We start from the raw sequence: 15,379 nt of genomic DNA, 5'->3' as shown, positions 1-15,379 counted from the left end.
AAGGGGGTAACTTATGTTTAATCGAGTAGGTATTGATGTGGGAGGTACTTATACTGATGCCGTGTATTTTCACAATGGCCGAATCCAACACACAGCTAAAGTACCCACCCAGTCTGATAACTTAGTAGAAACCCTTATGAATGCTTTTGATACCTTAAAGATCTCAGATGAACAGGAGATTAACCAAATCACGGTAAGTACTACTCTGGTAACGAATGCGATTCTGCAAAACCGAATTCCCCCAGTTAAATTACTTTTGTTCTCGGGAAATGGGATGAAAATCGATGCCCTTCCTTGGCCTGTAACCTACACAGAACTTACTGGAGAAATGGATTTTAGGGGCAGAGAAATTGAAGCCCCCGATCAGAAAGAATGGGAGAAACTCCAATTGCAAAGAGATAATATATCTCACGCGGCTATTGTAGGAAAGTTCTCCCACCGAAACCGTCTTCATGAGGAGCAACTTGCTGCTTATCTGAAACAGCACAATCCCTCATTAACGTTGGCCCTAGGGCATGAGTGGGGACAGGCTAATTTTTATCGTCGCAGCCTAACAACTTACCTTAATCTGGGTGTTTCCGATTTATATCACCAATTTGCTCAACAACTGCAAACTGCCGTAAGCGCTCGGAACATTCAAGCTCCAATTTACATCTTAAAAGCAGATGGCGGAAGTTTACCGCTTGCCAAGATACGGCCGATTGATTCCATTTATTCCGGACCGGCGGCCAGTGTTCTTTCTGCGCTGACCCAAACTAGCTCGGATGCTTCATCGATTATTGTTGATATTGGAGGTACGACGACAGATATTGGTCTTACTCTTTCCGGAGCCCCCTTAATTAGTTCAAAAGGAGCTCAAATAGGTGATTTTTCAACCCTTGTACGTTCACTTGCAGTCCGCTCTATTCCAGTGGGCGGTGACTCTGTTGTCCGTACTAAAGATCAGGGCTTTATCATAGAAGAATATCGACTTGGTCCTGCCTGCTGTCTGGGTGGTGACAGACCAACTCCCACTGATGCGATGCGTTATCTTAAACTTATTGACTATGGGGATGAACAGTTGGCGGAAGAAGGGCTGGCCTCCCTATTGCCACCTGAACAGAGAACTCCACAGCTTCTCCATGATCTGGCTGCTGAGATTATTGATAGGGTAGTTGACAGAATTGCGGAAGCAGTCGATTCACTTAAGCGAGAGTGGAAAGAGGAGCCTGCCTACAAAGTTTGGGAGGTCCTTCATCCTCATGAAAACAAGGAGTTTAATACAATAGTCAGTGGCGGGGGCGCCAGGGGAGTCACAACGGCTTTGGGGAAACGACTAAAAACAACGGTTCAACTGGGAGCTTTCTCGGAAGTCTCTAATGCCCTTGGAGCTGCTCTGGCCAGACCTACCTTTGACTGTACACTACATCTTGATACTTATATGAAACAGTATCGAGTTGAAGAGACCGGGGAACAAGGGAAATGGACAGGATCTCTTAGGCCTCACCGCGAAGTGGAGGGTTTTCTGGAAACTCTTGTTCAACAGCAAGTTGCACACTATGGAATTGAAATTCAAGATATGGAGAAGGAACCCTTCGATTTCTTTCCCATTGTTCAAAATTATCAAACCGTAGGTCAAATTATCAGCGGGGCCGTCCATTTACGGCCAGGTGTGATCGGGAGGGTACAAGAATGAAAAGAACAGGAATTTTATTTTTCCCTGCCTTTGATTGGTCGTTGGGTGACTCCCATCCAGAACGTGAAGAGCGTCTTCTCTATACTCAAGAACAACTTTTTGAAGAGGGAATTCTTGATTTGCCACAGATTAAGCAGTTTTCTCCCCGTGTCGCCACTATGAAAGATGTGCTTAGAACACAAGCGTTATTTCCTAATCCAGGAGCTCACACTGAAAGCTTAGATCCCCATCTTATTTCCGCCGGAAGTTCACTTCTGCTGGGAGAAGCGCAAGTGAACGGCGAAATCGACAACGGTTTTGTGATGGCTCGTCCTCCGGGTCATCATTCAGGAGCGACGGTATGGGGAAATCGGGGCTTTTGTTCGCTAAATAATGAAGCTATTCTTGTCAACTATTTAAGAGCTCGTTTTGGTAAAAAAAGAATTGCTATTGTCGATACGGATGTTCATCACGGAGATGGAACTCAAGATATCTTTTACCATGACCCTAATGTTCTCTTTATTTCCCTCCACCAAGATGGGCGCACACTCTATCCGGGAAGCGGGTTCGTCAATGAAAAAGGCGGTCCTAATGCGTGGGATCAAACTTTGAATATACCACTTCCGCCCGGCACCGGTGACGAAGGCTACCATTACATATTAGAAAACTGGGTGTTGCCGCGCTTGCAGGCATTTGCTCCAGAAATCATTATTAATTCAGCTGGTCAAGACAACCATTTTACCGATCCGCTGGCTTCAATGAATCTAACTGCGAGGGGATACGGACGGATTACTGAACTCCTTCGACCGGATTTGGCAGTTCTCGAAGGGGGATATTCCATTGAAGGGGCACTCCCATATGTCAACTTAGCCATCTTACTTGCCCTTGCCGGAGAAGACTACCATCATGTTCGTGAACCTCAGAAGCTGAAACGTACCACATTAACTTTAGCAGCCTTGAAACCTTATATTCAAGATCTTCAAAAGCAACAGCAAACAGTCAAGCAAAGTTTCACAATTCAAAACAAGCCCTATTTTCCTAAGGGGAATTGGATATCCATTCCGCATTCGGTTTATTATGATACAGAAGGATTCCAAGAAACACGACATGATTACGTACGAGAGTGCAGTAATTGCGCCGGAACCGTCTATATCGAAAGCAGACGATATACAGAAAAGTCAATATTGGTGCGAATTCCCTTCGAAGCCTGCCCAATTTGCGAGCAAGCAGGTTACGACCTATGGGATCATCTTCAAAAACCAAATGAAGGTTTTGCAAATGGAATGTTGCAAAATCAATTGCATGATAAACAATACCTATGGAATAGGAAAGAAGGACTGATGGAGTTTTGACACCGGTTATTCATATTCTTGATGCTCACTCTGCAAACCAAATCTCTGCCGGTGAAGTTGTTGAACGTCCAGCCTCTGTGGTTAAGGAGTTAGTCGAAAATTCCATAGATTCAGGTGCAAAACACATTGATATAACTATTGAAGGAAACGGAGTACCTTTAATAAGGGTGCGGGATGATGGCAGCGGAATCGGAATTACAGATTTGCCTTTGGCGGTGATACGTCATGCGACAAGTAAAATTTCTCAGATCGAAGACTTAAATCATTTGCAAACTCTCGGTTTTAGAGGGGAAGCACTCCCGAGTATTGCTTCTGTTTCCCACTTGGAAATTTCCTCACGACCAGTCGATGAGGCTGCCGGATTAAGTCTCACGCTTCATGGTGGGGAACAAGCAGAGCTTAAAGAAATCGGATGTCCTGTAGGAACTTCTGTGACCGTACGCGATCTTTTTTATAACACACCCGCTCGGTTAAAATTCCTAAAATCTACTCCAACTGAATTTGGCCTAATAAGTGATACAATCGGACGAATTGCCCTTGCGCACCCGGATATCGCCTTTTCTTTGACCCACCCTCAACAGGTCGTACTACAAACCACAGGACGTGGAGATTTGCGGGAAGCCATAGGCACGGTTCTGGGATATGATATTGCTCGACAACTCATTCCCATTAACGAACAACAAGGAAAATGGCATCTGGCAGGTTATATCAGCCCCCCAAACTTGGTTCGGTCTTCCAAACAAGCGCAATTTTTTATGATTAATGGACGGATAGTTCGCTCACCAATCTTAAGTCGTGCTCTGGCTGAAGGGTATCACACTCTCATACCCGTAAAGCTTCATCCTGTCGTGGTATTGCATTTAACTGTTTCGCCTTCTGATTATGATGTGAATGTTCACCCTACAAAAATGGATGTGCGGTTTAAGGAGGAGCAAGCCTTAACCCAATTTATCCGTGAAACGGTTTATCGGGCGTTGATCAACAGTAAACCTTTACCCTCAATTCAAATTAAATCGTCAATCCCCCCTAAATCCCAGGTTCCCTTAACTTTAGCTGAGGTTCCAAATTCTAAATCCTTAACCCTGTCACCAAGCTCCTATAAAAAGATCGAAATTCCTGAGTCAGAAGCGCCAAGCTTACCAGGTATGCATTCTAAACAGTCCAATAAACCTCATGCGTACGAACAATCACAAATCAAATTTGCTAATCAAACCGAGATACTTCACAAATCGCCAGATACTGTTGTGCCTGATTTATTAACGCCGGACAGCTTTGGAATACAGAAGAATGATCAAATAAATTTATATCAACGCGACCCGGAGACAGTAAAGGATTATTTAGACATTCAAGAAAGCTCGACCGCTCAGATTGAGGCACAATCTACAGAATCTCTGAGTCATATGTGGCCATTGACACAACTGTTTAACACCTATATCCTGGCTACAGATGGTAAGGTGCTTATAATGATCGATCAACATGCGGCTCATGAGCGGGTAAACTATGAACGACTGCTGAGAGAGTTCAGACAAGCTGAACAAGCCAGCCAGGCCCTTTTAATTCCGCTTCCCATGGAGTTTTCTCTTCAAGAAGAGCAGGTGCTTATAGAAAACTTATGGATTTTAAATGAAATGGGATTCATTATAGAGCAATTTGGCTCTCGAACTTATTTACTGCGTGGCGTACCCGTTCAAACAGGTTCGTTTCAAGCCGATGATTTGCTTCGACAATTCATTGAAGAGGTTCTACTTAAAAATTCACCGCCGACTTTTGATAAAATATTAGAAGAATGGATTTATATGTTAGCTTGTAAGGAATCGATTAAAGCGAAAGACTCCCTTAGCTTGCCTGAAATGGAACAACTGATGGCAAGCCTCAGCCGCACAGAAAATCCGTATACCTGTCCACACGGCCGGCCTACAATGGTTACAATGACTCGTTCGGAATTAGAAAAACGTTTTTATCGCACCTAAAACACTCTGCTTGGCAGGCGAGGTTTTTATCCATCTGAAGTTTTGTATTCGTTGCCTATCAGCGATTAGTAATCGATAGACATCTGGAGTTTGCCTGTCTGCTGTTAAGGGTATACTACTAAATACGCAAAAAAACTGGAGGCTCTATGTTTAGTGAAAGCCCCATTCTTATAAGAACAACTCATCTTGACTCCGAACTTCAAGAAAGACTGGAATGGTTTCTTCAACAACCCGGGTGCAACTGGACTTTAGCACGGAGCGAAAAAGGGGACCAGCCAGAGCTTACAATTACCAGACGAGGAGTTTTCTTGCTTAATGGGCGGTCGCGAATAGCCTTTCATCCAAGTATGGCTGTCATTAGACTGATGAACCTTCTGCGTGGTGGATATGATCGTTTTCTTGATGCAACTCAGTTAAAAGACGGAGACTCATTAATTGATGCTACCCTGGGTTTAGGAACAGATACCCTCATTGGGGCATGGGCTGTCGGAAAAAGTGGGAACGTCCAAGCGATAGAAAAGTCCCCGATTTTAGCCGCCATAGTACAAGATGGACTGAACCATTTCACTAAGATCATCCCTAGCCCTAAATCTAATGATAAACAAGACACATGGTACGCTTTAACACAAGCGTCTCAAAGAATCAAAGTATGCTGGGGGGAACACAGGGATTATTTAAGTTGCATTCCAGATAACTCTGTCGATGTCGTCTATTTTGATCCAATGTTTCGCAATACTTGTAAAAAGTCTGACTCAATTCAACCCTTACACAGCTGGTCAAACCATAGCCCGCTGGAACATAAGTCAATTTTAGAAGCATGCCGCATTGCGCGACGCAGAGTTGTTTTAAAAGAACGAAAAAACAGTTCAGAGTTCCAACGTCTTGGATTTGAAATACTCCTTGGTGGAAAATACAGCCCAGTTGATTATGGTGTAATTATAATTTGATGGAGATGGTTAGGTGTATCCACTTGTAATAATCATTGGCCCGACTGGCATAGGTAAGTCAGCACTTGGTCTAGCACTCGCCCAGAAGATCGGTGGAGAAATTATTTCTGGGGATTCTGTCCAAGTTTATCAAAAACTTGACATTGGATCAGCTAAACCTTCCAGGGCAGAACTTGAACTCGTTCCACATCACCTTATTGATTTTCTTGATCCTGCAGAGTCCTTTACCGCGGCACAGTTTAAAGTTATGGCCACTTCTTTAATTGACGAGATTAGGAGCCGTGGACATGTTCCGATAGTCGTTGGTGGAACTGGGCTTTATATACGTTCCTTGCTGGACCCCTATGACTTTTCTCAACAGGGCTGTGAAGAAATTCGCTGCAAATGGAATGGGTTTGCAGAACTGCATGGAAACTTATTATTGCATGAAGAGCTAAAGAAACGGGATCCTGAAACTGCTGAGCAACTTCACCCTAACGATGTCTTGCGAATTAATCGAGCACTTGAAGTCTTTGAATTAACCGGTAAAACAATATCAAGTCAACGTCAATTTAAAGATGATCAATATCAAACGCTTGATCCATCTATTGTATATATTGGTTTATCTGCACCACGCAATCTCATCTATGAACGTATCAACCAACGGTGCGTCGAAATGCTGTCACAAGGTTTAATAGAAGAAACTCTCAGTCTTATGAGGGAAGGTTATTCAATAACCTTAAAGCCTTTGCAAAGTATTGGTTATCGACACGCGATTTGGTACTTAAAGGGACTTGTGACACAACCAGAAATGCTCCGTTTACTCCAGAGAGACACACGTCATTTTGCTAAACGACAGCTAACTTGGTTTCGTCGAGATCCTAGAATCAGTTGGTATGATATTGAAGTTGATCTTAACGTAATACTGGAGTCCGTGGTTCAAGCTTGCAGAGCTTGTCAATCTCGTGTAAAATAGATTAGAAGTAGAAAAATAAGGTGATGGAGGAAAATGAATGAATAAATCGCCCATCAATTTACAAGATACCTTTTTAAATCAAGTACGCAAGGAAAACCTTCCTGTGACCATTTACTTGGTTAACGGGTTTCAACTTAAGGGACTTATCAAAGGGTTTGATAACTTCACAGTTGTCATCGAGTTTGAAGGCAGGCAACAAATGGTTTATAAACATGCTATTTCAACCGTAATGCCTATTCGCCCAATTAACTTAGCTGCAGCAAGTGCAGGAGAATCAAGTACGGTTAAAGGAATTTAATGAATTAATAGGTAATACTTATTAAATACAGACAATCCCGAAAGCATGAAGAACTAAGTTCGGTTTTTTGCCGAACTTAGTTCTTTATGCTTGAATTCAGTACTCAACTGTGATATCTTAAAGTGATATGTTTTTATTTAGTGAAAGAAAGGAATTCAGCCCAACTATGGAAACTCAAAATTTAAGAAACATTGCAATTATCGCTCACGTAGATCATGGGAAAACCACGCTTGTTGATGCTATGTTAAGACAAAGTGGAACCTTCCGAGCAAATCAACAAGTAATTGAGCGCGTTATGGATTCCAATGATTTAGAACGTGAACGTGGAATTACTATTTTATCCAAAAACACTGCTATCCACTGGCAAGGAACAAAGATCAATATTATTGACACGCCGGGACATGCCGACTTCGGTGGAGAAGTCGAACGCGTATTACAAATGGTGAATGGGGTACTCCTCATTGTTGATTCCTTTGAAGGACCGATGCCTCAAACACGCTTTGTTTTACGAAAGGCTTTAGAACTTAAGCTTGTTCCGATTGTAGTTATTAATAAAATAGACCGCCCTGATGCTCGCCCTGCCGAAGTGGTGGACGAAGTCTTAGATCTCTTTATTGAGCTCGGAGCAGATGATGAGCAATTAGATTTTCCAGTCGTCTATGCCTCCGCCCGGACAGGAATAGCCGGACTTGAACATGATGCTTTGGCAGACTCTTTAGTCCCTCTGTTTAATGTCATCATAGAAAACATTCCTGCACCGGTTGTTGATCTTGAAGCGCCGTTCCAAATGCTGGTTACCACGCTGGACTATGACGATTATGTAGGAAAAATTGTTGTTGGCCGAATCGTTCGCGGGACAATTCATCAAAATGAAAATGTAACCTTAATCAAAAGAGATGAAAGTTTTGAACGTACAAAAATAGGTAAAGTTATGATTTATGACGGCTTAAAGCGTGAAGTCGTTCCTGAGGCCTCGGCCGGAGAAATCGTAGCGCTTACCGGCTTGACCAGTGCCAATATTGGGGAAACTGTCGCGTGTGCATTGAGCCCGGAAGCATTACCGACCATTGAAGTGGACGAACCAACTTTGTCCATGAATTTCATGGTTAATAACAGCCCCTTTGCTGGACGAGAAGGACATTTTGTAACCTCACGAAAGATACGTGAGCGTCTCTGGAAAGAGGTAGAGACCAACGTCAGCTTACGAGTTGAAGAGACTGACTCTGCCGATAGTTTTCAGGTTTCTGGCAGGGGAGAACTTCACCTCTCAATATTAATTGAAAACATGCGTCGCGAAGGGTACGAACTTCAAGTGTCAAAACCTGAAGTAATTTATAAGATGATTGACGGCGTTAAATGCGAACCTATGGAATTTTTAATTTGTGACCTCCACGAAAGTACGTTAGGCGCTATTATGGAACTCCTAGGGAAGCGTAAGGCTGAAATGGCGAATATGACGAACCTCTCGGAAACACAAATGCGTGTCGAATTTAAGATTCCAGCTCGAGGCCTGATTGGCTTCCGGGGAGAGTTTTTATCTCAAACACGCGGAGAAGGAATGATGAGCCATATGTTCTTGGGTTATGAACCCTATAAGGGGGATATTCCAGGACGAAATCGCGGAGCGCTGATTGCCTTTGAAGAGGGCGAAACAAACGCTTACGGCCTTTATTCAGCTCAAGAACGAGGCACATTATTTGTGGACCCGGGTCTGCATGTATATGCAGGCATGATTGTTGGGGAAAATAAACGTGAGCAAGATATTGAAGTAAATGTTTGTAAGAAAAAGCAACTCACAAATATGCGTACAAGTTCAGCCGACGAAGCTTTACGTCTTGATAAACCCAGAGAATTATCCTTGGAGCAATCGTTAGAGTTTATTAACGACGATGAGTTGGTTGAAATCACCCCTAAAAGCGTCCGACTTCGTAAGAAATTTTTAGATCACACAGCTCGTGTACGTTATGCAAAGAGCTTAACAGGGAAATAATAACAATAGGTTTAACTGGACACCTTTCATCTTTACTTGCGTATAGTAGTAAGGATGGGAGGTGCCTGTACTTATGACAATTAGAATAATGTTTGGTCCGGACAACCAAATGCCGCCGGTTATTCACACTCCCTTGCCCCCCAAGACCGAACAAATACATACTCCAGTAGCAGATATGGCGGGGATTGGACGAGCGCGTAAAAGTAATCCTTCTTCCATTGAGAAGGACCGGGATAAAGACAAAGATAAAGATAAAGTCGCTGAAATTCTGAATGAGTTAGAGTCTTACATTGGATTAATCATTGTAAAACGTCTCATACGAGATTTACAAGCCTTTGTAGAAATCCAAAAACGAAGAACTCATGAAAGACTTATTGCTGAACCCCTTGTACTCCATATGATTTTCAAAGGGAATCCCGGAACGGGCAAGACGACAGTGGCACGTTTGATCGGGCGACTGTTTAAAGAAATGGGAGTTCTGCAAAAAGGACATATAATCGAGTGTGAACGTGCGGATCTGGTTGGTGAATATATTGGACATACCGCTCAAAAGACTCGAGAGCAACTTAAGAAAGCCTTAGGTGGTGTCCTATTTATAGATGAAGCTTATTCCTTAGCCCGTGGGGGAGAAAAGGATTTTGGAAAAGAAGCTATTGATGCTTTGGTTAAGGCGATGGAGGACAATAAAGATAATCTTGTGTTAATCTTAGCCGGCTATAGTCAAGAAATGGACTGGTTTTTACAAACTAATCCAGGACTTAGGTCACGCTTCCCCATACATATTGATTTTCCGGACTATACTATCGATGAATTGTTGGCTATCGGAAAACTGATGTTTAAAACGCGGCAATATGAGTTAACAACAGATGCTGAAGATACCCTCCGTTTCCATCTTCAAATCTTGTTAAGTTCTCACCGCTATGCTGGAAATGCTCGCCTTGTACGAAATCTCGTAGAAAAAACTGTGCGAAAACAGGCTGTTCGCTTGTTTCAAAAGCCAAGTTCCAGCCGAGAAGAACTCATCCAGATTTTGCCCGTCGATATTAACTTGGAAAATCTCTGAGATCATCTAAAGTTATAGGATGTTTTTTATCAGGGAAATTCGGCCATCCTTGGCGATAGTTAAGTTTTCTAAAAAACTACGCGATCAATTGAGTGCTAATTTAAAAGCACTTTAACACTAAGAATACGAGGTAGTCTGTGAATATGAATATGGATATGGATATTTCGGGAGACTTGTCCGGTATTCGGGCAAGTCAGTTACAAGAACTTAAGAAACTTGCGGACATTAAGACTGAACGTTCTGAACTAATCCATCCTGAAATTCTTAAAGAGCTCATACGCCTAACTCAACTTTGGAATCGAGAAATAGCCATCTATCTCTCACGTGCCGGTATCCTGTTGGCTGCAGCGGTAGGGCGTCATGCTACAGTAACGCTCCCGCCTATTAAAGGCAGGTCAATCGGAAAACATCTGCGGTGCATCCATACACATCCTAATGGGAACTTTAAGCTGAGTCCCTTAGATCATAGCGCCTTGGAATCGCTTAGACTCGAGAGCATGGCATCCGTCGGAGCTCTTGAGGGGGATTTTACTGGAATTCAAATTGCCTTCCGGACAGAGGAGAACGACCCTTATATTGTTAACCTAACTCCCCAAAACTGGCATAAGTTTGACTATAATGATGCTCTTGCTGACCTTTCAAAGATTGGATCAGGAAGCAGTACTAAGATAGAAACGTCACAAAAAGTTAAAGAACTTGCGTTCTTAATCGCTCTGGAAGACAGTGAACAAGAAACCAATGAAGATTTGAAAGAATTACGAGAACTAGCCCGTACTGCAGGAGTAGATGTGGTAGGCCAAATGGTCCAGCTACGGCGTTACGGTCAAGCACGCAGTTATTTTGGAAGTGGTAAACTTGAAGAACTAATTCATCGTTTGCAGGAAACTGAAGCCAATGTTTTGATCTGTGATGATGAACTGTCTCCAACACAGTCGCGAACCTTGGAGATGGAGACTGGGCTAAAAGTGTTAGATCGAACCGGATTAATTCTAGACATCTTTGCTCAGAGAGCTCAATCTCGAGAGGGTAAACTTCAAGTCGAATTGGCTCAACTTAAACATCTTTTGCCATTTTTGACTGGACAGGGACAAGCTCTCTCGCGTTTAGGTGCGGGAGTAGGATCGCGGGGCCCTGGTGAAACTAAATTAGAGTTAGATCGCAGAAGAATGCGAGATCGCATAAACCAGTTGGAAAAAGAATTAAAACTAGTGTTGCAGCACCGAGATGTTCAACGTCGCCAAAGAACGAAAAGCGGTATGCCCATAGTTGCTTTAGTAGGGTACACTAATACCGGAAAAACCACGTTCATGAAAATGGCCATGGAACAAGCGGGCAGCCGGTCAGACTTACCAGTTGGAGAGAACAAACTATTTGCTACCTTAGACCCGATTGTACGCAGTATTAAAATAGACTCTTCTTTAGAAATTCTCTTGAGCGATACGGTTGGGTTTATTCGGAAATTACCGACTCAACTTCTGCGAGCCTTTATTGCGACATTGGAAGAAGTTAAACAAGCAGATGTTTTGATTCATGTTGTCGATGCAAGCCATCCGCAAGCGGTTCAGCACGCTGAAACTGTTCGAGAGGTGCTAAATCAGCTGGAATGCGCGGATAAGCCAATGATTACTTTGTTAAATAAGGTTGACCAAGTTACGGTTGAAGATGATCTGGATCAGTTAGCTGAATATCTTCCTTATCCAATCAAGATATCCCTTATACGCAGGGATTCTCTAAAGCCGGTATGGAAGGTCCTTAGCTCATTATTGAGCTAAGGCAACAGAGGAGGCCGCCTTCGCAGGCTTCTCCGCTATGCTAACCCGTGCGAAGACAGTGTCTGCAAGAATGCTAATACGTGCGAAGACAGTGTCTTCGTGGGCGTCAACCAAGTTTTCTATATTAGGAGGAAATTGTTTGTATTCGAATCCTAAATGGCCAAAGATTATTAGCAATGCGGTAGATGAGGCAGAAAAAGCACTCTTTGGTCAATTACCTGCATTACAAGAAATAGCTCAAAAGAACCACGAAAAAGTTTTAAACGCTTTTCAAGAGGAACGAGTGGCTACTTATCATTTACAAGGAACGACGGGGTACGGCTTGGGGGATTCGGGACGAGAAGTTCTTGATCGTGTTGTTGCGCGTATTTTAGGTGCGGAAGCAGCACTTGTCCGAGGTCAGTTTGTTTCAGGAACCCATGCAATTGCTTCGGCCTTATTTGGTGTACTGCGACCTGGGGATCATGTTCTTTCCGTTAGCGGAACCCCTTATGATACATTAGAAGAAGTAATTGGGCTTAGAGGAGAAGGACAAGGGAGCCTCAGGGATTTCGGAGTGTTTCATGATACTGTTCCCTTGGATTCCCATGGCAAATTGCAATATGCGCTAATTAGCGAGAAGATAACAACGAGGACTCGAATGCTGTTGGTTCAGCGTTCACGCGGATATGCGTGGAGGGATGCTCTGATGATATCTCAGTTGAAAGAACTCGTAGACTTTGTCAGAAAACACTTTCCCCAGCTGATCATTTTTGTAGATAACTGCTATGGAGAATTAGTAGAGACTCAAGAACCCGGTGATATCGGAATAGATTTAATGGCAGGATCACTGATTAAAAATCTGGGCGGGAGTTTGGCCCCTACTGGTGGATACGTGGCCGGACGCTCAGATTTAGTTGAACTAAGCGCTCAACGGTTGACGGCTCCGGGAGTAGGAGGGTACATGGGTGCAACCTTGGAATGGCAACGCTTATTTTATCAAGGATTGTTCTTTAGCCCCTTAACCGTTTCTGAATCCATAAAAGGTGCTGTTTTTTCTGCGGCATTTTGGCGGGCTTTAGGATTTGAAGTGCATCCTCAACCAGAAACGGTGAGAACGGACCTTATTCAAGCCGTCAAACTTGGATCTCGGGAAAAGATGATCGCTTTTTGTCAGGGCTTACAGAAAGGGTCGCCGATTGATTCTCATGTATTGCCTATTCCTTCGGGAATGCCTGGTTATGAAGATGAAATCATTATGGCTGGAGGAACGTTTATTCAGGGTTCAACCAGTGAATTCTCCGCAGACGGACCTCTGCGAGAACCCTATGTTGTCTATCAACAAGGGGGAATATCCTGCACATATATACAGATGGGCAACATCTTAGCAGCCCTGAATTTATGGCAACAAGGACTTCTGAGCTAATAAATCTTCCATTTAAACATCGAAAAATCTATGTTAATATGTAGAGTAGAAAGAGGTGCACTATGGAAAGTTCGGAGAAGCCGAAAAGTTCATTACGTTTTTTTATAGAACTCGTAGAAATAGTACTCATTGCTTTCGCGCTTTCCTGGGTATTACGCACCTATGTGATTGAAGCACGAAAAATCCCGACAGGTTCAATGCTCCCAACAATACAGCTGGAAGACCGGGTCATTGTAGACAAGTTTTTCTTCAAACGATTTGATCATATTAACCATGGAGATATTATAGTTTTTCATCCGCCACCGAGTGCTCATGCCACTGATGACTATATTAAAAGAGTTGTCGGCTTAGCAGGGGATAAAGTAGAAATACGCAACAAGATCACTTACTTAAATGATCAACGTCTTAACGAACCTTATCTGTTAGAAAAACCCAACAACGATTTTGGTCCGATCGTTGTTCCCAACGATTCTGTATTTGTGATGGGGGATAATCGTAACAACAGTGCTGATTCAAGAGAATGGGGATTCCTGCCTGTTGAAAATATTACAGGAAGAACTCTTTTCCGTTATTGGCCTTTAGATGAAATAGGAGCTCTTGCCCGTTAGGCGGGAGCTTTTTTCTTTTTCAAGCATATACTTTTATAGTTGCTTCTTAAACCGATTTTCCCTGTTTAATATCGGGGTCTATATAGGTTGTTGAGCACATACTTAATTAACTATTAATTACTTATTAGAGAGGGTGGGGCATTGTGGATGATCACAAACAAAGTGTGGTTCTTCTGTTTGGCGGTCGCTCAGGTGAACATGAGGTTTCATTGAACTCAGCTCAGTCGATTTACAAAGCGATAGACAGAAACCGTTACAGTGTAGAAACAATTGGCATCAATAAACAGGGGCAATGGTTTTGGGGAGTTTTGCCGGAAGAAATTATTAAGAATGGGTTTCCTGCGATAACTGAGGGGATCCAGGTGACTTTAGTCATTGATCCTACCAAACCGCATTTTATGACCATTGATGGCAGGCCACTTCCAAACCAGGGGAAATTTGATCTTATTTTTCCGGTTCTTCATGGACCCTACGGCGAGGATGGAACTCTCCAGGGATTACTTGAGATGGCCAATGTCCCTTATGTAGGATCTGGAGTATTAGGGTCCTCCCTTGGTATGGACAAAGATCGGATGAAAGCAGTCTTTCTGGAAAAAAACCTACCCTTGGCACGCTATGTTACTCTCCTTAGATCAGAATTCCTTGACGGCCCTGAACTATGTCTTAATAAGATTGAAGAGAAGATAGGCTATCCATGCTTTGTGAAACCTGCCAATCTAGGGTCCAGCGTGGGTATCTCGAAAGCACATCACCGCGAAGAGTTGATGGATGCCTTAAAAACAGCAGCCATCTTTGATCGAAAAATTGTTGTAGAAGAGACGATCATTGGGCAGGAAATTGAAGTCTCAGTTTTAGGAAATGACGCACCAATAGCATCTCTTCCTGGTGAAGTCTTGCCTGCACATGAGTTTTATACTTATGAAGCCAAGTATTCTAATATTGGGTCCAGTCTTATGATTCCGGCGAATCTGGATGATTTAGTCATTAAAAGCTTGCAGAGTATGGCTATTGAAGCTTTCCGTGCTGTCGAAGCAAATGGCTTAGGTCGAGTTGACTTTTTTGTGACTCCTCAAAACGAAATATTTCTTAATGAGATAAATACCTTACCTGGATTTACGGAAATATCAATGTACCCTAAGCTTTGGGAAGCAACAGGGATTCCTTATTCTGAATTGATTGACCGTTTGATCGCATTAGGGTTGGAGCGTTTTCAGGACAGACAAAACTGCAAAATCTCACGAACCTGATCTGCTCTTCAAATACTCTCAAGATAAAATATTCCTAAGATATGCAAGCAAAAAGACCGGTTTTCATTTGAAAGCCGGTCTTTTTTATATTTAGTTAGGAAGCTTAACTTAGCGTTAT

At 42.9% G+C, this 15,379-nt stretch carries 12 protein-coding genes; all 12 read left to right on the top strand.

The window, feature by feature from the left end; translation table 11 throughout:
- The first annotated feature begins 13 nt into the window (after positions 1–13).
- The 12 genes from M8E35_RS02545 to M8E35_RS02490 all read left to right on the top strand — a co-directional run bounded on the left by M8E35_RS02545 (position 14) and on the right by M8E35_RS02490 (position 15,261).
- Positions 14–1,675 carry a hydantoinase/oxoprolinase family protein gene (locus M8E35_RS02545; protein WP_252467172.1) on the top strand — a complete coding sequence of 554 codons (1,662 nt, stop codon included), beginning with the start codon at positions 14–16 and terminating at the stop codon, positions 1,673–1,675.
- A complete protein-coding gene (locus M8E35_RS02540; RefSeq protein WP_252467171.1) occupies positions 1,672–3,006 on the top strand; it encodes a histone deacetylase family protein in 1,335 nt (444 codons plus the stop codon). The genes M8E35_RS02545 and M8E35_RS02540 overlap by 4 nt, the downstream gene beginning before the upstream one ends.
- Positions 3,003–4,976: a DNA mismatch repair endonuclease MutL gene (gene mutL / locus M8E35_RS02535; protein ID WP_252467170.1), complete on the top strand. Its 1,974-nt coding sequence runs from the start codon at positions 3,003–3,005 to the stop codon at positions 4,974–4,976. The genes M8E35_RS02540 and mutL overlap by 4 nt, the downstream gene beginning before the upstream one ends.
- A 146-nt stretch (positions 4,977–5,122) precedes the next feature.
- Complete coding sequence (locus tag M8E35_RS02530; protein WP_252467169.1) at positions 5,123–5,923, top strand: class I SAM-dependent methyltransferase; 801 nt, start codon at positions 5,123–5,125, stop codon at positions 5,921–5,923.
- A 13-nt stretch (positions 5,924–5,936) separates the two neighbouring features.
- Positions 5,937–6,878 carry a tRNA (adenosine(37)-N6)-dimethylallyltransferase MiaA gene (gene miaA, locus M8E35_RS02525; RefSeq protein WP_252467168.1) on the top strand — a complete coding sequence of 314 codons (942 nt, stop codon included), beginning with the start codon at positions 5,937–5,939 and terminating at the stop codon, positions 6,876–6,878.
- Between the two features lie 37 nt (positions 6,879–6,915).
- Positions 6,916–7,176 carry an RNA chaperone Hfq gene (hfq, locus tag M8E35_RS02520; RefSeq protein WP_252467167.1) on the top strand — a complete coding sequence of 87 codons (261 nt, stop codon included), beginning with the start codon at positions 6,916–6,918 and terminating at the stop codon, positions 7,174–7,176.
- Between the two features lie 166 nt (positions 7,177–7,342).
- The gene (typA, locus tag M8E35_RS02515) at positions 7,343–9,166 is read left to right on the top strand and encodes a translational GTPase TypA (RefSeq protein ID WP_252467166.1); all 1,824 of its coding nucleotides are present in this window, start codon (positions 7,343–7,345) and stop codon (positions 9,164–9,166) included.
- Positions 9,167–9,239: 73 nt separating this feature from the next.
- Complete coding sequence (locus M8E35_RS02510) at positions 9,240–10,229, top strand: AAA family ATPase (RefSeq protein WP_252467165.1); 990 nt, start codon at positions 9,240–9,242, stop codon at positions 10,227–10,229.
- Between the two features lie 155 nt (positions 10,230–10,384).
- Positions 10,385–12,001 carry a GTPase HflX gene (gene hflX, locus M8E35_RS02505; RefSeq protein WP_252467474.1) on the top strand — a complete coding sequence of 539 codons (1,617 nt, stop codon included), beginning with the start codon at positions 10,385–10,387 and terminating at the stop codon, positions 11,999–12,001.
- 139 nt (positions 12,002–12,140) lie between these two features.
- The gene (locus M8E35_RS02500) at positions 12,141–13,406 is read left to right on the top strand and encodes a methionine gamma-lyase family protein (protein ID WP_252467164.1); all 1,266 of its coding nucleotides are present in this window, start codon (positions 12,141–12,143) and stop codon (positions 13,404–13,406) included.
- Between the two features lie 62 nt (positions 13,407–13,468).
- Positions 13,469–14,014, top strand: a complete 546-nt coding sequence (gene lepB, locus M8E35_RS02495) for a signal peptidase I (protein ID WP_252467163.1) — start codon at positions 13,469–13,471, stop codon at positions 14,012–14,014.
- Positions 14,015–14,157: 143 nt separating this feature from the next.
- The gene (locus M8E35_RS02490; protein ID WP_252467162.1) at positions 14,158–15,261 is read left to right on the top strand and encodes a D-alanine--D-alanine ligase family protein; all 1,104 of its coding nucleotides are present in this window, start codon (positions 14,158–14,160) and stop codon (positions 15,259–15,261) included.
- Positions 15,262–15,379 lie beyond the last annotated feature (118 nt).

This window comes from Desulfosporosinus nitroreducens (assembly GCF_023897015.1).
Lineage (GTDB): Bacteria > Bacillota > Desulfitobacteriia > Desulfitobacteriales > Desulfitobacteriaceae > Desulfosporosinus > Desulfosporosinus nitroreducens.
The sequence above is the reverse complement of the archived record's forward strand: the minus strand, read 5'-3'. Positions and strand labels throughout refer to the sequence as shown.

Coding starts and splice junctions, on each gene's coding strand:
- lepB (WP_252467163.1), top strand. CDS start 13,469: ATGGAAAGTTCGGAGAAGCCGAAAAGTTCATTACGTTTTTTTATAGAA.
- M8E35_RS02530 (WP_252467169.1), top strand. CDS start 5,123: ATGTTTAGTGAAAGCCCCATTCTTATAAGAACAACTCATCTTGACTCC.
- typA (WP_252467166.1), top strand. CDS start 7,343: ATGGAAACTCAAAATTTAAGAAACATTGCAATTATCGCTCACGTAGAT.
- M8E35_RS02540 (WP_252467171.1), top strand. CDS start 1,672: ATGAAAAGAACAGGAATTTTATTTTTCCCTGCCTTTGATTGGTCGTTG.
- M8E35_RS02545 (WP_252467172.1), top strand. CDS start 14: ATGTTTAATCGAGTAGGTATTGATGTGGGAGGTACTTATACTGATGCC.
- M8E35_RS02510 (WP_252467165.1), top strand. CDS start 9,240: ATGACAATTAGAATAATGTTTGGTCCGGACAACCAAATGCCGCCGGTT.
- hflX (WP_252467474.1), top strand. CDS start 10,385: ATGGATATTTCGGGAGACTTGTCCGGTATTCGGGCAAGTCAGTTACAA.
- hfq (WP_252467167.1), top strand. CDS start 6,916: ATGAATAAATCGCCCATCAATTTACAAGATACCTTTTTAAATCAAGTA.